This window comes from Methyloparacoccus murrellii, assembly GCF_054657115.1.
The window spans coordinates 18,413-42,604 of sequence record NZ_BAAHXD010000029.1; the positions used below are offsets into that span (position 1 = coordinate 18,413).

A 24,192-nucleotide genomic window follows, 5' to 3' on the forward strand; every position below is an offset into this window, starting at 1 on the left:
TTTTGTCCGCTCGCCAATATGGGTTAACCTAAGTCTCCGTCGCGCTCGCCATGCGCGATGGCCAGTCAGTGATCCAGCGAATCGTGGGAGTTCGGTGCGGTCCCGTTCCTTGACCGGAATCGGGGACATGGCCTTCATTTTCACGGCCTTCGAGGGTGTGGTGAGGGAGGGGACACCGGTGTGGTTCCCCATGCGTGTTCGCTTTATGTTTCGGAACAAACCAGGAGGATGAATGCTATACCCATCTACCAGTCGATTGTTGCTCATCGCGGCGTTGGCCCTGCTGGGCCTGCCGGGCGCCCAAGCGGCCGCTCCTGCAGGTGAAAAAGAGCAACGGAAGCCCAATATCCTCGTCATCTGGGGCGATGATATCGGTGTGCACAACATCAGCGCCTACAACCACGGCATCATGGGCTACAAAACACCGAACATCGACCAGATCGCCCGGGAGGGCGCGATGTTCACGGACGCCTACGCGCAGCAGAGCTGCACCGCCGGACGGTCCGCGTTCATCTTGGGCGAGCACCCGTTCCGCACCGGCCTGCTGACGATCGGCATGCCGGGCAGCGAACATGGCGCGCCGGACTGGGCGCCGACGATCGCGGATCTGCTGAAGGATCAAGGCTATGCCACCGGGCAATTCGGCAAGAACCACCTCGGCGACCGCGACAAACACCTGCCGACGGCGCACGGATTCGACGAATTCTTCGGCAACCTCTACCACCTGAACGCCGAGGAAGAGCCGGAAACCTATTACTACCCGAAGGACCCGGAGTTCAAGAAGAAGTACGGTCCGCGCGGGGTGATCCATTCCTATGCCGACGGACGCATCCAGGATACCGGCCCCTTGACCCGGCAGCGGATGGAGACGGCGGACGAGGAGTTCGCGACCGCGGCCCTGGATTTCATCGATCGCGCCCACAAGGCCAACAAGCCGTTCTTCGTGTGGATGAACACGACGCGCATGCATGTCTGGACGCGGCTGAAGAAGGAATCCGAGGGCAAGACCGGCATTGGCCTGTATCCGGACGGCATGGTCGAGCATGACGGCCACGTCGGCAAGTTCCTGGACAAATTGAAGGAACTCGGTATCGACGATAACACCGTCGTCATCTACAGCACCGACAACGGCGCGGAAACCGGGAGCTGGCCCGACGGCGGCATCACGCCCTTCCACGGTGAAAAGGGCACGACCTGGGAAGGCGGCTTCCGCATCCCGCTGGTCGTGCGTTGGCCCGGGGTGATCAAGCCCGGCACGGTCGACAATGGCATCATCTCCCACGAGGACTGGCTGCCCACCCTGCTGCATGCGGCCGGCGTGCCCGATGTGGTCGAAAAGGTGAAGAAGGGCTACAAGGCGAACGGCAAGACCTGGAAAGCCCATCTGGACGGCTACGACTACCTGCCGTATTTCAAGGGCGAAGCCGACAAGGCCCCGCGCGACAGCATCTACTACTTCGGCCAGGGCGGCGAGTTGAACGCCATCCGCTGGAACGACTGGAAGGTGCATTTCGCGATCGTCAAGGGCAATATCGCGACGGGCGAGCGGATCGTCCCCAACTGGCCGCTCATCATCAATTTGCGCGCGGATCCCTACGAGATCATGCACGAGGAGGGCGTGATGGGTTACCTGCGCTGGTTCGCCGACAATATGTGGCTGTTCGTCCCGATCCAGGACAAGCTCAAGAGCTTCTTCGCGACCATCCCGGAGTATCCGTTCCAGGAGGGATCGAGCCTCACGGCGGGCGGGATCAACTACAACTCGCTGAAAGCCATGAAGGCGATGGACATGCTGAAGGCACTGGGAGAACGGTTCCCGGCCAATCAGTAATCGCCGGGCCCGCGGCGGGCGTCGTCCCCCGGACGGCGCCCGACCGGTCCCTTTTCCGCAGGCCTTCACGGGGTTCACATGCTGTCAAAACTCCTGGAAATCAGCCGTTTCCTGCTCGTGCTACCGGTCATCGGCTCCCTGTTGCTCACGGTCAGCGTGGTGGTCACGGGACTGGGGATGCTCCTGATCGAGGAGTGGAACCTGGTGCAGCAGGGCGAGTTTTCCGCCAGGACCGCCAAGCAATTGACGGTCACCGTCATCCAGACCATCGACATGTTCCTGCTGGGGGCGATCAGCTACATCGTGGCCGCCGGCATCTACAAATTATTCATCAGCCAGGAAGAACTCCAACTGCTCCGGCGGATCAAGATCGAAAAGCTCGAGGATCTCGAGAAAAAGATCATTGGCGTCGTGGCCGTGGCCCTGGCCGTGAGTTTTCTCGGCAAGGCCGAGGCCGCGGCCGACACGCTGTCCTTGCTGCAGGGCGCGGCGGCCGTCGCCCTGGTGATTGTCGCCCTGTGCCTGATTCCTGCGGTTTTCCGCAGCGGGAAAGGAATGACATCCTTCAGGCGCGAGGCCGAGCCTCTGGATCGACCGCCGGCCGGCCTAGCCCATGACGCTCCACCGGGCATGACCCCGACCACCCTGTTCAGCACATCATGACGACCCCTCGCGAATCCATTCTCAGCGTTTCCCGGGCCCTGAACGCCGCGGTGCTTGGCCAGGAGACAGTGGTCGAGCGGCTGCTGATCGCGCTCCTGGCCAATGGCAACGTGCTGATGGAAGGGCTGCCCGGCACGGCCAAGACCCGTTCCATCAAGACCCTGTCCCGGCTGATCGAGAGCCGGTTCAGCCGCGTCCAGTTCACGCCCGACCTGCTGCCCTCCGACGTGACCGGCTCCGAAATCTATCGCGAGCAGACCGCGACGTTCGAATTCCAGCCCGGCCCGCTGTTCGGCAATCTGGTGCTGGCCGACGAGATCAATCGCGCGCCCGCCAAGGTGCAGGCGGCGCTGCTGGAAGCGATGGAAGAGCGGCAGGTGACGGTTGCCGGCAAGACCCACAGGTTGCCTGACCTGTTTCTCGTCCTTGCCACGCAGAATCCCATCGAGCAGGAAGGCACCTATCCCCTGCCCGAGGCGCAGATGGACCGCTTCCTGGTCTATGTTCGCGTCCCGTACCCGTCCTCGGACCATGAATTGTCGATCCTGCGGCTGGTCCGCTCCGAACGAACCGGTGGCGACGCGCCCCCGCCGGAGCCCGTCACGCAGGATGACATCTTCGCGGCGCGGCGGGAGGTCGGGGCGGTGCATGTCGCCGAATCGGTCGAGCGCTACATGGTCGATCTGGTCATGGCGTCGCGGGAACCGGCACGGTACGGCGCGGATCTGGCGAAATGGATCCAGCTGGGGGCCAGCCCCCGCGCCACGCTCGCGCTGGATGCCACCGCGCGGGCCCGCGCCTGGCTAAGGGGCCACGATTTCGTGACGCCGGAGGATATTCAGGCCGTCGCGCCAGCCTGCCTGGCTCATCGCATCCACCTGTCGTACGAAGCCGAAGCGGATGGCAAGTCGCGCGAGGACGTGGTCGATGCCATCCTGCAATGCGTTGCCGCCGTATAGGGCAGGCTGGCACGACCATGGCGGCCTGCATCCATCCGACCCTGGAACAGCTGGTCCGCTTGCAGTTCGACACGCGCGGCTTCTCCCTGCTGCCGCGCCAGCCGGTGCACAGTCTGCTGAGCGGCCGTCACGCCTCGCGCCTGCGCGGACGCGGGCTGATTTTCGAGGAACTGCGCGATTATCGTCCGGGTGACGATATTCGCTCGATCGACTGGCGTGCCACTGCGCGCCTGCAGAGAGCCCACGTCCGTGTCTATTCCGAGGAGCGCGAGCGGCCCGTGCTGCTGGTCGTCGATCAGCGCGCGTCGATGTTCTTCGGCAGCGCGCGCACGACCAAGGCGACCGCCGCCGCGGAACTTGCGGCGCTGGCGGCCTGGCGCACGCTGGCGGTGGGCGATCGTATCGGCGCCATCATCTTCGGCGACGACGAGACGGTGGAAATCAGGCCGCATCGCAGCCGTGCCAATGTGCTGCACATCTGCCATGAACTGGTGCGCATGAATGGCCGCCTGTCCGCCACGTCCGCCCCCGCGAGCCGCGCCACGTTCAATCATGCCCTGCGCTGCGCGACCAATCTGGCCCGGCACGATCACCTGATCATGCTGGTGACCGATTACGAAGGCGACGATGAGACCACCCGGGCGCTGGCAACCCGGCTGGCCGCCCACAACGACGTGCTGGCGGTGCTGGTCTACGATCCGGCCGGAATCCGTTTTCCTGTCGGCGGCCTCATGGAAGTGACGGACGGTCGGCAACGATCGGCCATCCCGGAGGACGGCCCGTTTGCCCAGGCCTTTGAAACCGAATTCCGCAAACGCTGCGCACAATTGCGCGAGCGCTTGCGTGCGCTGCGCATCCCGATTCTGCCGATCTGCACGCACGACCCGATTCCGGAGCAAGTGCTGGCCGCTCTGGGTGGGCGCCCGGGCGTCTGAACCGATGCTCGTGATCGACCGGCAGCAAGTCCCGAACCATCCCCAAGGCCAGAGGCGTCAAGCATGCATCCCGATTCGACCAGTCTGGCGAACCTGCGCGATATCGTGACACCGCCACCGGTACCGTGGTGGCCGCCAGCGCCCGGCTGGTGGCTGGTGCTGATGCTGCTGGCGCTGTTTGCCGCCCTGATGGCGTTACGGGGCTGGCGCCGCTGGCGGGCGAATGCCTATCGTCGCATCGCCTTGCGGGCCCTGCGCCAGGCCGACAGCGTCGCCTCCGTGGCCGAGATTCTGAAACGCGCCGCCCTCATGGCGGCACCGCGGACCCGGGTCGCCGCACTCAGCGGCTCCGCCTGGGTCAAGTGGCTGGCCAGGACCGGCCGACGTACCGTTCCCCCGGCCGTGCGCCAGATTCTGACCACCGGCATCTACCGCGCGGCCGGACCCGCCAGCGCCGGTGAATTGGCTGCCTTTGCCGCCCAATGGGTCCGCGGCCACAGGCTGGATGATCGTGATCGCGGCCAAGCCGATGGGTAAACGCGTTTCCGCTCCATGCTGACCTTCGCTCACCTCTGGGCCTTCTGGCTGGCACCGCTGCCGCTCCTCGTCCGGTGGTGGGTTCCGCCCCGCATCCCGGTCCGTCCTGCGGTCCGGATCCCGTTCCTGTCACGCGTTCTCGCGGCGGGCAGCAAGACCGGCCGTCGTCCGGGAGAGGACAGCCTGCCGACCGCGCTGCACGGGGTGGTGTGGTTGCTGGTCCTGACGGCGTTGGCCCGTCCCCAGTGGCTGGAGCCCCCGATCGAAAGGTCGATACCCACGCGCGATCTGCTGCTGGTGGATTTGTCCGGCTCCATGGAACAGAAGGATTTCACCAGCGCGAGCGGCCAGTCGGTCGACCGGTTGACGGCCGTGAAGGAGGTGCTGGGCGAATTTCTGGATCGGCGCCAGGGGGACCGTGTCGGCCTGGTCGTGTTCGGTACGGCGGCATTCCTGCAGGTGCCGTTCACGACCGATCTGAACTTGTGTCGCCATTTGCTGGACGAGACGTCGGTGCGGATGGCAGGACCGCGCACGGCGCTGGGCGATGCCATCGGACTGGGCATCAAACTGTTCGAGAACAGCGAGGCGCCGACGAAGACGATCATTGCTCTCACTGATGGCAACGATACCGGCAGCGCGCTCCCGCCCGCCGAAGCCGCGAAAGTGGCCCGGGACCGTGGCATCACGATACACACGGTCGCGATCGGAGACCCGACCACCGTGGGCGAGGAAGCCCTGGACGAGGAGGCCTTGAAGGCCGTGGCGCAAATTACGCACGGTGACAGTTTCCTGGCCATCAATCGGGAACAACTGGCCGGGGTTTACCAGCGGCTGGACCAGATCGAAACGCGGGACGTCAAGACCGTCAGCCATCGCCCCCGGCGCGATCTGTTCTTCTGGCCGCTGGCCGCCGCGTTGTTCCTCACGCTGGCGGCTCAGGCCGTGAAGCTCTTCATGGGAAGGCCACGCGATAACAGCCCGGCAACCCCGGTCCGACTGCGGGTCAATCCGCGGACGTTCGAACTGGAGACGACCGAACGATGATCGGCCTTGAACATTTTCATTTCCTGCGCCCGCCCTGGTTGCTCCTGCTGCCGGTCGTCGGGTGGCTGTGGTGGCGGGTTCGCCGGCAACAAGACCCCTTGCGCGGCTGGCGGGGCTGGATGGACGGCGATCTGCTGGCGGCCATGACCGTGGGAGGGCAGTGCCGTCAGGGTGATCCGGTCGGCCAGACCGGTCAGGGGCTCGGTACAGGCGGTTTCGGTCTGCTTGCCGCCTGGCTCACGGCCGTGGTGGCGATTGCCGGCCCGACCTGGCGCCCGGAGCCTTCGCCGTTTGCGGATGACCCCGTCCCCGTGATGCTGGTGCTGCATGCCGGCGAGAGCATGAATCAGTCCGACCTCGCCCCCAGCCGCATGGAACGCGCCCGGTTGAAGATTGCTGATTTCGCGGCGGAGCGCCGGGGGCAGCCCCTGGGACTGGTCGCCTACGCCGGTTCCGCCCATCTGGTGCTGCCGCCCACGCGGGATACCGCCGTCGTCTCGGCGATGGCAGCGGAACTCGGGCCCGCGATCATGCCCCTTGCAGGCAATGATCTGGCCGCCGCGCTGCGGCTGGCCGCGCGCGCCCTCGGCGAGGCCGGCGGCTCGATCGTGGTGCTGACGGATACCGCGCCGACGGAAAACGAATCGGCCTGGCGGGCCTATCGCGGAGAATACGATTGGCCGGTTCACCTCCTGGCTGTGGCCCGGCCGGATACGCCGGAGTGGGATGGCCTGAGCAGCGCGGCAGCCGCGCTGGGGGCGAGCCTCACCCGGCTAACACCTGACGCGGCGGATGTGCTGAGCCTGGTGCGGCGCACGGCGGAGACGCCGGTGGCGGTCACGGCGGCGGGTGAGGACACGCGCTGGGAGGAAGCCGGCTGGTGGCTGGTGCCCCTGCTGGCCGTGTTTGCCCTGCTCCCCTTCCGGCGCGTGCTCGACGCCGAGACACGCAACGATGCCTCGTCCGGGACGCCCTCGGACGGCCCGGCGCGGGAAGAGACCTGAGGAGCGGGATGTGAAGCTTTCCTGGCTGCTGGCGACGATCACCGGATTCAGCTGGACCAGTCTGTGGTACACGCCGGACCAGGCGGGACAGCAGCGCCTGCAGCAGGGCGACTTCCAGGCCGCCGCCGAGACATTCCGTGATCCGATGCGGCAGGGCGTCGCCTGGTTTCGCGGCGGCGAATTCGCGAAGGCCGAACAGGCCTTTGCCCATGTGGCCATACCCGAGGCCGAGTTCAACCGTGGCAATTGCCTGGTCATGCTGGGCCAGTACGAGGCGGCCGTCGCGCGCTACGACCGCGCGCTCGAGCTACGGGCGGATTGGGACGATGCACGCATCAATCGCGACATCGCGGTGGCCCGAGCCAGGCTGGTCGAACGCAAGGGCGCGGACATGGGTGACCAGAAGCTGGGCGCCGACGACATCACGTTCGAGAAAGGCCACAAGAGCGGCGGCCAGGACACCCAGGTCGAAGCTCCGGCGCTTTCCGGTGCGGAAATGCAGGCGCTGTGGCTGCGCCGCGTGCAGACGAAGCCGGCCGATTTCCTGAGAGCGAAATTCGCCCATCAGCTCGCGACCGGGAAGACCGGGGAAGATCACCCATGAGGGCATGGGCAAACCGCGCCATCCCGGGGGCGCCGGGCGCAGGCTGGCCTACTGTCGGCCGTGCGCGCCGCACGGGCTGGCCCCCTGCCCTGTTGCCATTCGGCTTGCTGATCGCGTTGTGGCATCCGGCGGACGCCTTCGGCATGGACCGCGTCCGGGCGCAACTCGGGCAAGACACGGCGTGGACCGGCGAAGCCGTATCCTTGATCATCACCCTCTATTCGTCCGGCCCGTTCAGCGGCACCGCCGCTTTCGACTTGCCCGAGTTGCCGGCATTGGCATTCGTGCGTGCGGGGAATCCGCTGGTCGGCAGTGAATCGATCGACGGCAACACCTACCTGACCCAGCGGCATGAATTCGCGATTTACACCCAGCGTGCCGGAGACGTGGTCGTGCCCGCGTTCCGGGTACGCTTTGCCGGCAAACGGACGTTTACGTCCCCGGCCGAACCGATGGCAGGATTCACGCCGGCATTGCGATTCCGATCGGTACGCCCTCCGGGAACCAAGCAACTGGGCGTCGTGGTCACCGCCGGCAGCATGAAGGCAAGCCAGACCTGGCAGCCCGATTCGCTCGGCAGCGTGAAGGCCGGTGATGTGATCACCCGCGACATCGTCCGCCGTGCCGCCGGCACCACGGCCATGATGCTGCCCCCGGTCAGCATCGAGACGCCCCCGGGTGTCCGGCACTATGTCACCGATCCGACCGTGCAGGATTTCACCGAGCGCGGCGCTTCCCTGGCGGTACGGAGCGAAACGATCAAATACCAGTTCGAACGCCCCGGCACATTCCAGTTGCCGGATGTAGCCGTGACTTGGTGGGATCCCGCCGCCCGGGCCTTGCAGCGGGTGACCCTGCCCGGCAGGGTGGTGAACGTCGCTCTTGCAGGCAGGGTCAAGGAACCGGAGGAACCGCCTGCCGCCGCCTCCGGGCCTCGCTGGCGTCTGGCCGTCTCGCTGCTTTTGCTCGGCATCGCCGCCGGCATCTGCCGCAAGTCGGTCGTGGGCTGGCTGACCGCGCGGCGGCTGCGGCATGACGATCCCGCCTCGGTGGCGGCAAGGAGGCTGCTGGCGGCTTGCCGGAGCAACGCCGCGATCGAAGCCTACGTTGCAGGGTTGCAATGGAAACGGGCGGTGGGCCTGCAAGGAGAGGGCCTGGCTGAGCAGCGGCTGCCGCCTGGCGTGGCCGCCGACTTCGAGCGCGAGTGGCATCTCCTGTCCCGGCATGTCTATGGCGCCGGTGAGACGGGCTCTCCCTGGGCCGGCGAGCGGCTCGCCGGGGTTTTCGCCGACCTTCGCCGCGCACTGGGTCGGACATCCCGCACGGGGGATATGGCTGGCGAATTGCCCACCTTGAATCCGGTGCCTTCCCGGGCGCGCAGATCGCTTCGACCGTAAGCCTTTGCGGCATCCCACGCGGTGCGTGGTGATTCCGACACCGGGTTCGGCGGTGGACTCGCGCTTGGCGTAGCGGGCGCGTCCCGCCTTCGTGCCCAGCGGCGACGCCATTTACCTCCCCGGGTCGGCCGGTGCCGCCCAGCTCGGGGGCGCGAGGGGAAGCCTTCGTCCAGGGTGCGGCGGCGCGCCGCGCGGCCTCTTTCCCGCCTCCGCCGCGCCGACGATCCCCACGCCGGAACGCCCGGCGGCAGCGGGTTTTCGCCTCGCGAACCGTCACTTGATATTGATAACGTCCCCTGGTTTCCAATTCCTGGCAAGCGCCGGTCCGGTCGGCCCGTAGAGGCGCAGAATGGCGAAGTAGCCCTTTCCGGGCACCGTGGCGAGCCAGTTCTTCTCCTTGCCCTGCGGGGCTTTCGGCCCCAGGTAGAGGTCGGTGCTGCCGTCGGCGTTCTGGACCGGCTGGTCACGTGAACCCAGCGAGGGGAACGGCTGGCCGTTGGCAAGGCCGGCTGCATTCTCGGCTTCGTACAGCGTCACCGACCAGAAGTTCGCGGCCGGCACGTCCTTCGGCAGGTTCACTTTGTAGTGGGTCCCGCCGCTCAGCGCCACGCCATCGCTGTCGGTGAAGGCGATCACGTAGAAGGCGCCCTTGCCGGGAATCTGCGACAGCATGCCGGGGCTGACCGCGTAGTAGTTGGAGAAGAACCAGGGGCGCAAATCGACGTCGAGCGCCCCGCCGCGATCCACGCGGCGCCAGCTCAGGTCGAGCTTGCCGCTCGGCTTCTCCGCCGTCGCGTCAGCCATGGGGTTCACCCAGTGGCGATCGGGGTAGACGCGGATTGATCGCCCGGACACGCGTTCGTCGAAGGCCATCACCCGGCTCATCCTGTACGCGGTCTTCGCGGCACGATCGAGGATGCCACGCGTGCGCGGGTCCGGGTGGAACGGTTCTCCCTTCACGATACCCAGCCCGGCGAGCATGCCCATCCAGTCGGGATCAGCCAGCTGCGGCCCTTCGCTGTCGACCAGCTTCTTGAGTTGCGCAAAGGCGGCGAAGTCGCTGGCAGGCAGCATGTTGGCCGGCACGCCGGACGCATCCGGGAATTTCATCGGCTCGGCCTTGCCCTTCAGCGGGTAGATCCTTGCTTTCTCGATCAGATCGATCGTCGGCCCCAGGTTGCCCGCATCGGCATAGAAGGCCCGGAGGAACACCAACACGTTGTTGGTGCCGGAGCGGCAGACGAAGTAGCCCTTCGGAACTTTGCCCTGGTAGCCGGGTGGCAGGAGCAGGAATTTTCCGCCCTTGCCCTGATCCGGTCCGAAGAAGCCGAGGTCACCGGCAAACTTGCCGCCATCGACGGGAATCGGCCGTTGCCAGAAGTCGAGCAGGATACCCTGGAGCATCGGCGGGGCGTCGAACACGAGCGGGCCCTCCTTGCCCAGGTCCACGTAGCCCATTGCATAGATCACGTCCGAGTTCGGCGTGGTCACCAGGGTCTTCGCGTCAAGCCGCTTCTTCCAGACGGGCAGCACGTTATAGCCTTCGCCGAATGCCTTCTCCGAGCCGGCCTTCATCCCGAGCGTGTTGATGAGCGGCAATGCCCACAGGTAGGTTTGCGTGGCGCGCTGGTAGAGCATCTCATCGCGCAGTGTCCGCGCCGTGTCCGCCGTGGCCCGGTTTTCCACGAAGGGCAGGCTGACGAGCTCCATCTGGTGCTGGATGGCCGGCGACGCGCTGGTTTCGGCCTTGTTGTGCTGTGCGAGCGCCTCAGGTCGAGAGCCGCCGATGGTGGAACAGCCCAGGCTCAGTGCGAATAGCGGCAGTAGGCAGGTGATGACGCTGCGGCGCATGGTTGGACCTTTTGGGTTGGCGAACGGGTAATGGGCAAGGAGAAAGGCAAACCTGTCACGGACGCGAACGAGATCCGGCATCGCCAGCGACGGATGCATTCCCGACGCGCGGAACCCTCCGGACCGCGGGCGAATCGTCAAGGAGGGGCCAGATGTACGACGGCATGCTTCAACCGTCTCAAAAACAACCCTGAACCTTTGACAAACGGGGCGACCATACCGGGTTCGTGAGTCGGACATTACCGCCCTGCGCACCGGCAGGCAACGGTTTATCAGCCAATATAGAATCCTGCTGAATTTCCATTAGCAAACAATATGAATATATAGCGATACCAATGGGATCGGATCAGTGGTGTGACTTGCATGCGTAAGCCCTGCCGTCGACCACACCGTTGAATGCACCAATGGCCTTGGCATTGTGCCAAACGACATGAGTTGCACCCAATTTCTTGCCCTTCACCAGGGCCCGATGTTTGGCAATACTCTTCCAGCCATGGCCATGGTGTCGGCCATGGCCCGAGGAACCGTGAACCTTGCCGAGGAATCGGCAATGTTCCACATCATGGTGATGGACCACCTTGGGCAGCGCCATCGCCGCGCTGCTGAAGAAAAAAGCCAGAACGACCAGAAGGGACGCGCAGCAGCCTGGAGTTATTCGCATCATGGATTAATATTCATGGATTATTGACATCAGACCAGCCTGTTGCATGACGTGGAAAATGGCGCCATTCATGACCATCAACAAGCAGTCTTATCACTTGCCTGATGACTTGATCCGGCATCAGGCACACCTAGCACGTTCTGCCACATATTCAAACATCTGAACGCCGAATGGCAGTCATGCTGCGACAAAACCGGGAGGTTTTTGCTTGCTCCAAATCGAAGCCATGGCCGGCCGGGTTGCCTGTGGATAGGCTGCCAAAACGCCGTTAGGCCTGCATTTTTGAAAGTCTCGCTTCAGAAGTCTTTCTGGTTTAGCCTATTTACCGTTTGGCCTACTTGTTTACCCTCTGGAGCATGTCATGACTATCAATGGTTTGAAGCGCGCTGAAGCTGTCGGCAAAAGCATCGCGCTTCTGTTAATGGGCGGCGTCACGCTGTCCCTGCTGGCGTGTTCGGCGACGCAGAAAGCCACGATCGCCAAGACCGAGGCGCACTGCGGGCTGCTCGGCCGGTTCTGTGACCGGCTGACTCCCGGCACGGAGAACCAGCTGGGTCTGCGCTACGTAAGACCGGGTGTTGATTGGCGCCCGTACAAGGCTGTCATCATCGAGCCGGTAACCTTCTGGGGTGATGAGGAGGGTGAGATTTCGGCGGAAGTTCGCCAGAATCTGGTCAACGAGTTCGAAACCGTCCTGAAACAGGAATTCGGCAAGCAGTTCCAGGTTGTCACGCGCCCCGGACCGGGCGTCATGACACTTTCGGTAGGGTTGACAAAAACGGAATCGGCAACTCCCGTCCTGCGTTCGATCTCGATGATCGTACCCCAGGCGCGCGCCCTGTCCACCGGCGCCTACCTGATCAGCGGGCAATTCCCGTTCGTAGGCAGCGCCCAGGTCGAGGGCAAGGTGGAGGATTCGGTCAGCGGCCAGGTGCTGGCCGCCATAGTCGATAAACGCCTGGGCGGTGGTTCGCCGACCGCCGGCTTCCAGTGGCAATGGGGCGATGTCGAGAATGCCATGCAACACTGGTCGGAGACGTCCGCGAATCGGCTGGCCGGCTGGACGTCGGGTCAGGAAAAGGCCCAATGATGCGCCGGGCGTCAGCCGTTTCCCGGTTTGACCGAAAGCCTTGTCGTACCGGGATGTGGCTGCAGGAGTGTGCCCTGACGCGGAGACCGGAAACACGCCTTCTCGCCCGGACGCGAAGGAACTTGATTCCGCTGTCGGCAGCGGGTCATGCTGTCGCCAAACGAGAAGGGCTGGCCGGGCACAGGGCTGTTGCTGAGTGATCCAGGGCCTGCAAGCCAGCCCCCATTGGGAACCCGACTTTTTTCAACACCGGAGCAAGCGATATGCAGGACATGACGTGGGACCGGGTGGAGCGACTCAAGGCGTTGCTGATCGCGGCGACCGTCGCCTTTTCAGTCAGCGCTTGTACGACCACCAACCCGGTAACCGGGCAGCAGCAGGTTGACTATGGCGCCACGGCCGGAGTGGCGGGAGCGGCGATGGGCGCGGCCGCGCTGGGCGTTGCCTTGAGCAACAACAATAATGACCGGGTGGTGTATGGCGGGCCTGGCTGGGGCGGCAACCGGGTTACCAGAGTCAATAACGTGAACGTGAACCGCTCCGTCAATAATCGCGTCACCCGCGTGAACCACAATGCCAATCTGAATCAGCCTCATGGCCGGCATGTGCATCAGGGAAATCTTGCCAGAGGCGGCAATCGCAACCTCAACCGCGCCGGTAATCGGGGCAGGGGCAACCGCAGATCAAGGTAGGGCAAATGGCGCCACTAAGGGCACGCATGCCAGCAGGGGTCACCCTCTGCCGATGTACCCGCCCCATGCCAGGCCATTCCGGTGTTGGCCGGTATCTGGACACCCGATCATGAAGGGCCAGTCCTGACTGGCTTTCCTTACCCTGGCGACTCGCATCAACCCATACAGAGGCCGATTATTATGTGGAAATTTATTGTGGCTCTTCCCCTGGCCCTGGCTCCGGCACAGGCCAAATCCGTCGATGGCAGCCAGGTCAGGACGCTACCCGAGCCTGAATTCAAGTATCAAGCCGCCTTGCAACGGGTTGATCAGAAGGTCGCCAAGCTGATCGGCGAAGAGAAGCAAAGGACGCTGCGTGAATTGGCGATCGCGGCGGTTCTTTCCGACTATTGCGCGGCCGTCGATCTGGACAAGAACAAATTCACCAGCACTTTCGATGCCCTGGCTGCAACCGATCTCAAGCGGCCGACCGCCGAGCAGCGCACTCTCGAAAACAACCTGATGACCTACTTCGGCGTATACGTGGGCCTCCTGATCGCGGAAAGCACGGACCGCGAGCATGAATTCTGTTCGGTAGCCGAAACCATCAAGCGTGAAAAAAGGCCACTCAGCCGCTTCTGGCTGACGCCATCGCCAGTAACATCCGCGCCTGTCCAATCGTCGACCACCGCCAGGAAATGACCACTTCATCCGCCTGCGGCAATGGGGGCTACAGGCGCTGACGCTCGCCAAGCGAACGCCCATCAGTTCGAGCGATCGTCTCCGAACGCGGCCGGCTTCCATCCGCGGAACAGGCTGGTTAGCCGAATAACGATGAAAAACAGCATGGAAAACCTTGTACTGGCCGGTGCTCTCCTGTTGCATGCCCTGTCAATCAGCGGTTGCGGCACGCTGTACATGAATGCCCCTCCCGGCGCTGATATCAAACTGCTGAGCCGGGATGCCCCGGCCACGGTAAAAATCGAAAAGCACATCTGGTTCAAGTGGTGGGGAGGCCAGCCGCTGCATCCAGAAGAGGCGCATGCCGCCAGTATCATCAAGGACGCCGGTCTCAGGGAAGCGCGCATCCGGATGACCAATACGCTGGCTGACGGCCTGTATTCCATCATACCGGGCGTTTTCGGGTTTCCCAGACGCACGATGATCGTGGAAGGCAACCGCGACATAACGCCTGCCCCCCGGACCCTGTCCAGACCTTGAATACCGATTTTGGCAGCCTGACTTTCCCGCCGGAGAAACGCCAAGATGCTCCGCTCCTGTCTGATATGTCTCAGCGCCCTTTTGCTCACCGCCTGTTTCACCACCCGCCTGGAAGCGCCACAAGGCAAGGGGGTGCGGATCATGGCGGCGGGTGAGCCCGCCAGCTTTCACAAGGAATACAAGGACTGGTACCTACTGTCCGGCCTGCTGCCCATCTGGAGAACCGACATGGCCGAGTTGATTGCCAAGGAACAGTTGGTGGAGGTCCGTGTGCAGACAGAAGACCGCGTCGCGGATGGCGTTATCACGCTCATCACCGAGGAACTGCTGCTCGGGGTCTTTCCGCAAAGCATCGTTCTCGAAGGCAATACGGCGGCAACCCGCAGCAGAGCAATCAGGAACACAAGCGATCAGCCCACCCTGCCCCGTCACGACGGAGCCGACCCCCGTCGCGCGCAAGCTTCCCAACACCCCGCGGAACAGGCCATCAATCAACAACCTGACACGCGCTCAACCGGAACCGGCGGTCCGGCGCCGTGATCGTTATGGCATCGGCGCGGGGCAGCGCCGAGGGCCAAGCATCGACCGGCACGATACCGCGCAGCCGCCGCCTGCGGGCCGTGATGGCCACAGTTTGGCCCATGCCAGCAGCCCGGGGTCCGCGCGGCCAAGCCAGTCGAAGGATTGGCCAATCAGCGCGAGGCATCGATTACACCAAGCATCGCCACGTTTTCAGGACATCAGCATGAAGTTTAGCCGTCAGCAAGTCCTCGGGATTGCGCTGTCACTGGTGGTGGGTATCGCCCTGGTCATGGTGCTTGGGTGGCCGGGACGCGGGAAAGCTCCGCCACCGGCGGAAGTGGCTGACAACCCCCTGCCCCCGGCGCATTTTGTGGGTCGTGCCGCCTGCGCCGGCTGTCATGCCGAGCAGGAGCGCCTGTGGCAGGGCTCGCATCACGACCTCGCCATGCAGGAGGCCACTCCGCAAACGGTGCTGGGAGATTTCAACCATGCCGAATTCAGCAAGGACGGCGTTGTCTCCCGTTTCTTCCGGCGTGAGGGCCGCTACTGGGTCCATACCGATGGGCCGGATGGCCAGATGACCGACTTTGAAATTCTCTACACCTTCGGCGTGACTCCGCTCCAGCAGTATCTGGTGGCCCTGCCCGGTGGCCGTTTGCAGGCACTGTCGATTAGCTGGGACAGCCGGCCCCAGGCGCAAGGTGGTCAGCGCTGGTTTCATCTCTACCCGGACGAAAGGATCGATCACCGCGACGAGTTGCACTGGACCAAGCTGTCGCAGAACTGGAACTTCATGTGCGCGGAATGCCATTCCACGGATTTACGCAAGAACTACGATCAGGCCAGCCATGGCTACCGGACCACCTGGGCCGAGCTCGACGTGAGCTGCGAAGCCTGCCACGGCCCGAGTTCCCAGCATGTCGTCTTCGCGGAAAAGCAGCCCGGCCATGACCGGATCGCCCCGGAGACGCTGGGCCTGACCCACCGCCTGGACGAGCGCCGGGGTGTCAGCTGGCCCATTCAGGCCGCCTCGGGCAATGCCACCCGCAGCAGCCCCCGCACCACGACCCGGGAAATCGAGACCTGTGCCCGCTGCCACGCGCGGCGCGGTCAGTGGTTCGGGGATTACGAACCAGGCCAGCCGCTGATGAACACCCACCTGCCGGCATTGCTGAGGGCCGGGCTCTATCATGCCGACGGCCAGATCGACGGGGAGGTCTATGAATATGGTTCCTTCCTGCAAAGCCGCATGTTCCAGGCCGGGGTCACCTGCAGCGATTGCCATGAGCCGCATAGCCTGAAGCTGCGCGCCGAGGGCAACGGCGTGTGCCTGCAATGCCATGGGGCGCAGCAATATGCCAACGAACAGCATCACTTCCATCCGGCCAGTTCGGCGGGCGCGCAGTGCGTCGCGTGCCACATGCCGGCCAAGAACTACATGGTCGTCGACCCGCGCCGGGATCATGGCTTCCGGATTCCGCGCCCCGATCTCACGGTAAAAATCGGCACGCCGAATGCGTGCACCGGCTGCCATGCCGACCGGTCACCCGCTTGGGCCGCGACGGCCTTACGCCGGAAGCTGGGCCGCGAACCCCGGGGTTTCCAGAACTATGCGGAAACCCTTCATGCCGCCCGGAGCGGGGCTGCGGACGCCGAAAGCCGCTTGACGGCGTTGTTGCAGGACGACGCCCAGCCCGCCATCGCCCGCGCCACGGCAGCGGCCGAACTGGGCCGACGCTTGAGCCCCAATTCCCTGGCCCCGCTGGTGCAATCGCTCTACGATGACCATGCACTGGTGCGCGCGGCGGCACTGGAAGCGCTCGACCCCATCGCGCCCCAGCAACGCTGGCAGGCCGCGCATCGCCTCTTGACCGACCCTGTGCGCGTCGTTCGGGCGCTGGCCGGGGCAACGCTGAGCGGCGTTCGCTCGGAGGCCATGCCGGCCGCAGAACTGGCGGCTTTCCAGAAGGCCAGTGGCCAATATCTCGCCGCTCAGCAGTTCAATGCGGACGAACCCGGTTCCCAGGTCAACCAGGGGAATTTCCACACGGCGCGGGGCGACCTCGCCGAGGCCGAAAGCGCCTACCGCGAAGCCCTCGCGCTCGATCCCGGCTGGGTGCCGGCCTATGTCAATCTCGGCGATCTTTACCGGCGTGAGCATCGGGATACCGAGGGTGAAGCCCTCTTGCGAGAGGGCCTGGCCAGGCAACCCAAGTCGGCCGCCCTGCAGCACAGCCTGGGGTTGCTCCTGGTGCGGCAGAACAAACTTTCGGAAGCGCTACCGGCACTCCAGAGTGCGCTCGACCTGGCACCCGGCGATACGCGCTTTCGCTATGTCTACGCCGTTGCCCTGCATTCGGCGGGCAAGACCCACGAAGCCCGCAGGGTCGTGCAGGCTGGACTGAAAGGAACGCCCGGTGACCCGGGTTTGCGTGAATTGGCCGCGGCATTGGGCCGTTAGGCAACGCCAATAAACGGCGCACCGTCGAGCTGACCCTGGAGACCACCCGCGGCATCATCGACAGCCTCGGCGAGGCGTGCCGCATCACCGGAACCTGGTTGGAAATCGGCTACACTTTTGAATCGCTCCGCCGGCGGCCGGACATGCAGCAGGCCGAACAGAGCCTGGTCGCCACCATCCAGCGCTACCGGACCAGGCGGCGGCCGGGTCGTCAATGCGCGGCGCAAGGCCGAATCGCCGCGGCCGCGCGAGGCGAGCGTCTTCCCCTGATTCACCTTTGGCGAGGCAATCCATGCGCATCCCGGCAAAAACCCGATGGCGGATCACGGCCAGCAGCGGCGATGCCCGCCCGGCGATCGACGATCTCTATGCGACCGCCTGGGTCTCCGACCTCGCGACGACGGCCTGGCTATGCATCGACCTGGGCGAAACGGTCACCCTGGGCGGCATCGAGGTGTACTGGGGACGGCACTGGGCGGATGTCTACGGCTTCGAGACCTCCCTGGACGGTGAGGAGTGGACGCCGCTCTGCGGCACCGCCCATGGCGAGGGTGGGCAGAACGTGTTCGCCTTCACGCCGGTGGAAACCCGTCACCTGCGCTGGTCGGACGCCAGCGCGATGCCGGCGCGGGCACTGGAAATCGTCGAGATCAACCTCTACGCGCCCGGGGACGCCATGTCGGTGCGGGAACCGAGCTGTCTCTCCGCCCTCGGGCAGGCGCCGGTGACGCTGGCGGCCGGCGACAGCATCACCGTCGATTTCGGCTATCCGCGCCTGCCTCTGGGCGCGCTGATCGACTGGGGCGACAGCTGGGGGACGGTATTCTCGGTGCACCTGTCCGACGACGGCGAGACGTTTCGTGAAGTCGGCCGCATCACCACCAGCCACGGGGATTACGACAATTTCTACTGGCGCTCGACCGTCGCCCGCTACTTCCGGCTGACGGTCCACGCGACAAGCACACCGGCCGGCGCCATCATCGACGAACTCAAGCTGCGCCTGCTCGACAAGGACCGCATGCCGATCGGGCAGCTGGAGCGGGCCGCCGCCGCGGGTCGCGGCGAGCTGTATCCGCAGGCCTTGCTGGGCCGGCAGGTGTACTGGACGGTGCTGGGTGAGCCCGGCACGGATGCCGAAGCCCTGTTCGACGAGTATGGCAACCTCGAACCACGGCTCAAGGCTGGGCAGCTGACGCCACTGCTGCGGCTGGAGGGACAGCTGCATGGTGCCCCCGCCGCCGGCAACCTGCGCCATTCCCTGGCCGAGGGCGCATGGCCGGTCCCGAGCGTCGCTTGGACCTGCGGCGACATCGATGTCGAGGCCAGCGCCCTGGCAGAGGACGGATCGGCCCTCGTGCGCTACCGGCTGCGCAACACCGGCTCCGGCCAGCGGCGGGGGGCGCTGGTGCTGGCGGTCCGGCCGGTGCAGATCAACCCCTACTGGCAACACGGCGGTCATGCCGTCATCCATGCCGTCGCCCACGAGGAACGGACGGTCCGCGTCAACGAGCAGCTCTACGCGGTCTTTTCGCGCGTTCCCGACGCCGCGACGCTGGCCGACTTCGATCATGGCGATGTCGTCCGCCTCATCGGGACAGCGGCCCAGCCATCCCGCAATCCGCTCATCTCCGGCTCGGGCCTGGTGAGTGGCGCCTTCGAGTTCGCCTTCGAGCTGGCGCCGGGTGCCAGCACCGAGGTCGTCGTCGCCCTGCCCATGGGCGAGAAGCTCGCCGCCGTGCCGATCGACGACTTCGATGCGCGGCGGGCAGCGGTCATCGGCGCCTGGCGCGCAAAACTCGGGCCGCGCCGCATCACGGTGGGCGACCGGGATGTCAGCGAGACGGCCGAGGCGCAGATCGCCCTGATCCTCGTCAACGCTACCCGCCATGCCTTCAAGCCCGGCCCGCGCCACTACGATCGCACCTGGATCCGCGACGGCGCCTCGCAGGCGCTGGCGCTGCTGTGGGCGGGCCTGATCGACGAGGCCCAGCGCTATGTGCTGTGGTATGCGGCGCGCATCTACCCGAGCGGTCTGGTACCGCCAATCCTCAACCCGGACGGCAGCGTGAACCGGGGCTATGGCAGCGACATCGAATTCGACGCCCAGGGTGAATTCGTCGGCATCGCCGCCGACACCTACCGGATCGGCCGCGACCGGGATTTCCTCGCCGCCATTTTCGAACCGGTGGTGCGGGCGACACGCTTCCTCGACGAACTCTGCGCCCGCACCAACGCCCTGCACGGTCCCGCCAGCCGGTTCCACGGTCTCCTGGCGCCGTCCATCAGCCATGAGGGCTACAACAAGCCAACCTACAGTTACTGGGACAACTTCTTCGCGCTCAGTGCCTGGCGAAACTGCGCGTTTCTGGCCAGGGAAATGGGCGACAGTGCGATCGCCGCCGAAGCCGCCGCCAAGGGCGAGGCCTTCGCCGCAGGGCTGGGCCGATCGATACGTCTGACCGCCGCAGCCATGCCCAACGACTTCATCCCGGCCTCGGCCGACCGCGAGGATGTGGATCCCACCGCCACCGCCATCGCCTTCGAACCCTGCCGGGTGGCGGATGTGCTGCCGGCCGAGCGCCTGCAGCCGACCTACGACGACTACCGCAGGCATCTGGCCATCATCGCCGAACCCGGCTTCGACGGTGGCTTCACGCCCTACGAGATCCGCAACCTCAACGCCTTCGTGGCGCTGGGGCGCCACGAGGATGCCCGTGCGCTGCTGGAACAGGCGCTGAGCTGGCGCCGACCGCCCGGCTGGCGCGGCTGGGCGGAAGTGGTCTGGGGCAACCCGCGGGCGCCGGAATACATCGGCGACATGCCGCACACCTGGATCGGCGCCGAATTCTTCACCGCGATCCGCCGCATGCTGCTGCGCGAGAACGGTACAACCCTGGAGCTGTTGCGCAGCGTGCCGGACGCCTGGTGGTCCGGCGACGGCATCCGGCTGCACGAGCTACCGACGTCTTTCGGGCTGGCCACGCTCACCGCCACCCGCGAGCGCTCACAGGCCTGCGTCGAGCTGTCGCTGGGCGGCCCGCTCCCGGAACGGATCGTGGTTCGTTTCCCGGGAGCCCGCAGGGCCTGGGCGGATGGAAGACCTTGCGCGATGGATGGCGAAACGATCCTGGCGCCTGCCGACCTGCGCCGGCTGGTGATCGACCGGGCGCCACCGCCCTGAACGTCGACGCGCCACCGCCGCCCGAACACGGACCCCATAGGTGACCCCGGGACGCGGCGCCCTTGTCACATTGCCATGCCAGAATGCCCCCCGACCGATCATCCAGACCACTGCCCAGAGGAACCATCATGTCGGAAACCGCCTTGCCCCATCAGGACAACGACGAGATCAGCAGTTTCGGCCTCGCTCGCAGCACGGTGACGGGCGCTCCGCTGAGCGCCGCGGAACTGGCCCGGACCCATGCCTTCTGGCGCGCTTGCAACTACCTGGCGCTGGGCATGATCTACCTCCAGGACAATCCGCTGCTGCGGGAGCCGCTGAAACCGGAACACATCAAGAATCGCCTGCTGGGTCACTGGGGCGCCAGCCCGGCCCTGTCCTTCGCCTGGACTCACCTGAACCGGGCGATCCGCCAGTACGATCTCGACGCCATCTTCCTGGCCGGTCCCGGCCATGGCGCGCCGGGCGTGCTGGGGCCGGTGTATCTGGAGGGCAGCTACTCGGAAATCTACCCCGACAAAAGCCTGGACGAAGAGGGTCTGCGCGCCTTCTTCAAGCAGTTTTCCTTCCCCGGCGGCATCGGCAGCCACTGCACGCCGGAGACGCCGGGCTCCATCCACGAAGGCGGGGAGCTGGGCTATGTGCTGTCGCACGCCTGCGGTGCGGCCTTCGACAATCCGGACCTGATCGTCGCGGCCGTGGTGGGCGATGGCGAGGCGGAGACCGGCCCGCTGGCAACGTCCTGGCACATCAACAAGTTCCTCAATCCCATCCGCGACGGTGCGGTACTGCCGATCCTCAATCTGAACGGCTACAAGATCAACAATCCCACCCTGCTGGCCCGTATCGGCCATGAGGAACTGAACAGGCTGCTGGAAGGCTATGGCTGGACGCCGCTGTTCGTCGAGGGTTCGGAGCCGGACAGCCTGCACCAGGCCATGGCCGCCACCCTGGACCACGCCATCGGGCGCATCCGCGCCATCCGGTCGGAAGCCCGGGGCGCGGACACGGTACAGCGTCCACGCTGGCCGATGATCGTGCTGCGCACGCCCAAAGGCTGGACCGCGCCGGCGACGATCGACGGCCACAAGATTGAGGGTTACTGGCGCGCGCACCAGGTGCCGATGGCCGATGTCAAGCGCAATTCCGAGCACCTTGCCCTGCTGGAAGCCTGGCTGAGAAGCTACCGGCCGGAGGAACTGTTCGACGCCGATGGAACACCGGTGGCCGCCATCCGCGCGTATGCGCCAAGCGGCACGCGCCGCATGGGCGCCAACCCGCACGCCAACGGTGGCCATCTGAAGAAGGCGCTACGGCTGCCCGATTTCCGCGACTACGGCATCGAGGTGCCCGAGCCAGGCCGGATCGAGGCGGAGAACACCCGGCCGCTGGGCGTGTTCCTGCGCGATGTCATGAAGGCGAACGGGCACAATTTCCGCGTGTTCGGCCCCGACGAGAACACCTCGAACAAGCTGAACGCCATCTACGAGGTCTCGAAGAAATTTTGGATCGAAGCGTCGCTGCCCGAGGACGCGGATGGCGGCGAGCTGGCCCGCAATGGCCGGGTGATCGAGATGCTCAGCGAGCATACCCTGGAGGGCATGCTGGAAGGCTACCTGCTGACCGGGCGGCATGGCTTCTTCTCCACCTACGAAGCCTTCGTGCATGTCATCGATTCGATGTTCAACCAGCACGCCAAGTGGCTGTCGATCTGCAACCAGCTGTCCTGGCGCGAGGAGATCGCCTCGCTCAACCTGCTGATCACCTCCACGGTGTGGCGCCAGGATCACAATGGCTTCACCCATCAGGACCCGGGATTCCTCGATCTGGTGGTCAACAAGAACGCCGAGGTGACCCGCATCTACCTGCCGCCGGATGTGAACTGCCTGCTGTCGGTGGCCGACCATTGCCTGCGCAGCGAGAACTACGTCAACGTCATCGTCTCGGACAAGCAGAACCACCTGCAATACCTGAGCATGGAAGACGCCATCATCCACTGTACCAAGGGCATCGGCATCTGGGACTGGGCCAGCAACGATGCCGGCGTGGAACCCGACGTGGTCATGGCCTCGGCCGGCGATATCCCCACCAAGGAGGCGCTGGCAGCCACCGCAATGCTGTGCGAGGCGTTCCCCGAGCTGCGCATCCGCTTTGTCAACGTGGTCAACCTGTTCAAGCTGCAACCGGCCTCGGAGCATCCGCACGGCCTCAGCGACCGCGATTTCGACAGCCTGTTCACCGTGGACAAGCCCATCATCTTCAATTTCCACGGCTATCCTTGGCTGATCCACCGCCTTGCCTACCGGCGCACCAACCATCGCAACCTGCACGTGCGCGGCTACAAGGAAAAAGGCAACATCAATACGCCGCTGGAACTGGCCATCAACAACCAGATCGATCGCTTCAGCCTGGCCATCGACGTGATCGACCGGGTGGAGAAAATCCGCGTGGCCGGGGCGCATGCCAAGGAGAAGTTCCGCAACCAGCAGCTGGCCTGCCGTCACCATGCCCACGAGCACGGCATCGACCTGCCGGAAGCGGCCGGTTGGCGCTGGCCGGGCTGACATAACATCCTGCGGGCGGGCATATATATTCCCGAACTCCACGACGACGGGCATGCGATTTCGGTGCTGTGGGCCGAACCGATCATGCCCGTCTGCGCTCGCCTTCCCCGGGCGAGGCGGGTGCCGGGCTTTCCCGGCCTGTGTTACCATTCAGCGGTTTCTGTCTTTCATTGGCAGGTCGGAAGGCATGATCGGGCGCCCGGCATACCTTCATCAGCACTCAGGATTCTTGCCATGCCCGCCTGACCGAATGCGGGGGGAACAGATCCGGAGCGATGACCAATCCCGCCACCCGACGCCGCCCTCCCCTGTGCCCGCCAGCAGGCCGAGCCTGTCCAGCCCCGATGGCGAAACCGGTAGACGCAAGAGACTTAAAAAATCCGTCTTGTCAAGCCTTTTCTGCTTGCACCACTGCCCTGGAAGGCCAATAGTGACAACGGCTTGCGAGCACCGCCTGGTGGTCAGGGGCCAACTTGGGAGTCAGTCGAGAGAGGTAGGAGTTTTCAGCGCATCGCGCTACGCCCGAGTGGTGAAATCGGTAGACACAAGGGACTTGAACAATTTGAGCCCTCCGGGGGAAACCCCAGAGGTGAAGCCCGTCAAAGTCGGCGAACGCCCTGGATGCCTTGGCATCCGAGCCAACGCCGAGCCAAGCCCAAGCCGTCCAGCTGGGAAGGTGTAGAGAGCAGACGGCGGGCACCTACGGCCGCAAGGCTATGGTGAAGGCGTGCTCCAGACCACGAACAGCGCACGCGCTGGCGGCGAAAGCCGAAGTGGTAAGAAAATCCCTCGCCGAAAGGCGTGCCGGTTCGATTCCGGCCTCGGGCACCAATCGAAAGTCCTAGGGCATCCTGGGCAATCCATGAAACCCGCGAGTTGCAAGGCTTCGCGGGTTTTTTGTGTCCACCGTGTTCCGATACGGAACTGAACCGCCCCGAGAATTCCGGAGGCTCTCTGGTTTGAGTCATGCCGCTCGGGCAGACTCGTCGAGTT

Annotated in this window: 19 protein-coding genes; 17 read left to right on the forward strand and 2 right to left on the reverse strand. The window is 65.0% G+C overall.

Translation table 11 applies throughout. The features are described 5' to 3' along the window. The first annotated feature begins 232 nt into the window (after positions 1 to 232). The 9 genes from ACYQ1H_RS09625 (at position 233) to ACYQ1H_RS09665 (ending at position 8,977) form a co-directional block, all read left to right on the forward strand. Positions 233 to 1,831: an arylsulfatase gene (locus ACYQ1H_RS09625; protein WP_460027833.1), complete on the forward strand. Its 1,599-nt coding sequence runs from the start codon at positions 233 to 235 to the stop codon at positions 1,829 to 1,831. A 78-nt stretch (positions 1,832 to 1,909) separates the two neighbouring features. After that, positions 1,910 to 2,494 (forward strand): YqhA family protein, encoded by a 585-nt coding sequence (locus ACYQ1H_RS09630; RefSeq protein ID WP_460027834.1) that lies wholly within the window; start codon positions 1,910 to 1,912, stop codon positions 2,492 to 2,494. Continuing rightward, positions 2,491 to 3,453, forward strand: coding sequence for an AAA family ATPase (locus tag ACYQ1H_RS09635; protein ID WP_460027835.1), 963 nt, complete (start codon positions 2,491 to 2,493; stop codon positions 3,451 to 3,453). The genes ACYQ1H_RS09630 and ACYQ1H_RS09635 overlap by 4 nt, the downstream gene beginning before the upstream one ends. A gap of 17 nt (positions 3,454 to 3,470) precedes the next feature. Then, entirely contained in the window at positions 3,471 to 4,388 is a 918-nt protein-coding gene (locus ACYQ1H_RS09640; RefSeq protein WP_460027836.1) for a DUF58 domain-containing protein, read from the forward strand. A 63-nt stretch (positions 4,389 to 4,451) separates the two neighbouring features. After that, positions 4,452 to 4,925: a DUF4381 domain-containing protein gene (locus ACYQ1H_RS09645; RefSeq protein WP_460027837.1), complete on the forward strand. Its 474-nt coding sequence runs from the start codon at positions 4,452 to 4,454 to the stop codon at positions 4,923 to 4,925. Positions 4,926 to 4,940: 15 nt separating this feature from the next. Beyond that, on the forward strand, positions 4,941 to 5,972 hold the full coding sequence (locus ACYQ1H_RS09650) for a VWA domain-containing protein (protein WP_460027838.1): 1,032 nt from the start codon (positions 4,941 to 4,943) through the stop codon (positions 5,970 to 5,972). Then, positions 5,969 to 6,976, forward strand: a complete 1,008-nt coding sequence (locus ACYQ1H_RS09655; RefSeq protein WP_460027839.1) for a vWA domain-containing protein — start codon at positions 5,969 to 5,971, stop codon at positions 6,974 to 6,976. Before ACYQ1H_RS09650 ends, ACYQ1H_RS09655 begins: the two co-directional genes overlap by 4 nt. A gap of 10 nt (positions 6,977 to 6,986) precedes the next feature. Continuing rightward, positions 6,987 to 7,580, forward strand: a complete 594-nt coding sequence (locus ACYQ1H_RS09660) for a tetratricopeptide repeat protein (protein WP_460027840.1) — start codon at positions 6,987 to 6,989, stop codon at positions 7,578 to 7,580. Next, complete coding sequence (locus ACYQ1H_RS09665; protein ID WP_460027841.1) at positions 7,577 to 8,977, forward strand: BatD family protein; 1,401 nt, start codon at positions 7,577 to 7,579, stop codon at positions 8,975 to 8,977. Before ACYQ1H_RS09660 ends, ACYQ1H_RS09665 begins: the two co-directional genes overlap by 4 nt. Before the next feature lie 273 nt (positions 8,978 to 9,250). Here the strand turns inward: ACYQ1H_RS09665 and ACYQ1H_RS09670 are convergent, their stop codons facing one another. Continuing rightward, positions 9,251 to 10,828, reverse strand: a complete 1,578-nt coding sequence (locus ACYQ1H_RS09670; protein WP_460027842.1) for a DUF1254 domain-containing protein — start codon at positions 10,826 to 10,828, stop codon at positions 9,251 to 9,253. Positions 10,829 to 11,174: 346 nt separating this feature from the next. After that, positions 11,175 to 11,492, reverse strand: a complete 318-nt coding sequence (locus ACYQ1H_RS09675) for a hypothetical protein (protein WP_460027843.1) — start codon at positions 11,490 to 11,492, stop codon at positions 11,175 to 11,177. A gap of 358 nt (positions 11,493 to 11,850) precedes the next feature. Between ACYQ1H_RS09675 and ACYQ1H_RS09680 the strand changes: the two genes are divergently transcribed. From ACYQ1H_RS09680 to ACYQ1H_RS09715, 8 genes are all read left to right on the forward strand, one after another. After that, the gene (locus tag ACYQ1H_RS09680) at positions 11,851 to 12,579 is read left to right on the forward strand and encodes a DUF3313 domain-containing protein (protein ID WP_460027844.1); all 729 of its coding nucleotides are present in this window, start codon (positions 11,851 to 11,853) and stop codon (positions 12,577 to 12,579) included. A gap of 263 nt (positions 12,580 to 12,842) precedes the next feature. Further along, on the forward strand, positions 12,843 to 13,271 hold the full coding sequence (locus tag ACYQ1H_RS09685) for a hypothetical protein (protein ID WP_460027845.1): 429 nt from the start codon (positions 12,843 to 12,845) through the stop codon (positions 13,269 to 13,271). A gap of 180 nt (positions 13,272 to 13,451) precedes the next feature. Beyond that, on the forward strand, positions 13,452 to 13,952 hold the full coding sequence (locus tag ACYQ1H_RS09690; RefSeq protein ID WP_460027846.1) for a hypothetical protein: 501 nt from the start codon (positions 13,452 to 13,454) through the stop codon (positions 13,950 to 13,952). A 132-nt stretch (positions 13,953 to 14,084) separates the two neighbouring features. Continuing rightward, positions 14,085 to 14,471, forward strand: coding sequence for a hypothetical protein (locus tag ACYQ1H_RS09695; RefSeq protein WP_460027847.1), 387 nt, complete (start codon positions 14,085 to 14,087; stop codon positions 14,469 to 14,471). 45 nt (positions 14,472 to 14,516) lie between these two features. After that, positions 14,517 to 15,011 (forward strand): hypothetical protein, encoded by a 495-nt coding sequence (locus tag ACYQ1H_RS09700; RefSeq protein WP_460027848.1) that lies wholly within the window; start codon positions 14,517 to 14,519, stop codon positions 15,009 to 15,011. 205 nt (positions 15,012 to 15,216) lie between these two features. Next, complete coding sequence (locus tag ACYQ1H_RS09705) at positions 15,217 to 17,454, forward strand: tetratricopeptide repeat protein (protein ID WP_460027849.1); 2,238 nt, start codon at positions 15,217 to 15,219, stop codon at positions 17,452 to 17,454. A gap of 292 nt (positions 17,455 to 17,746) precedes the next feature. Then, positions 17,747 to 20,635, forward strand: coding sequence for a discoidin domain-containing protein (locus tag ACYQ1H_RS09710; RefSeq protein WP_460027850.1), 2,889 nt, complete (start codon positions 17,747 to 17,749; stop codon positions 20,633 to 20,635). Between the two features lie 128 nt (positions 20,636 to 20,763). Further along, complete coding sequence (locus tag ACYQ1H_RS09715; protein ID WP_460027851.1) at positions 20,764 to 23,199, forward strand: phosphoketolase family protein; 2,436 nt, start codon at positions 20,764 to 20,766, stop codon at positions 23,197 to 23,199. Positions 23,200 to 24,192 lie beyond the last annotated feature (993 nt).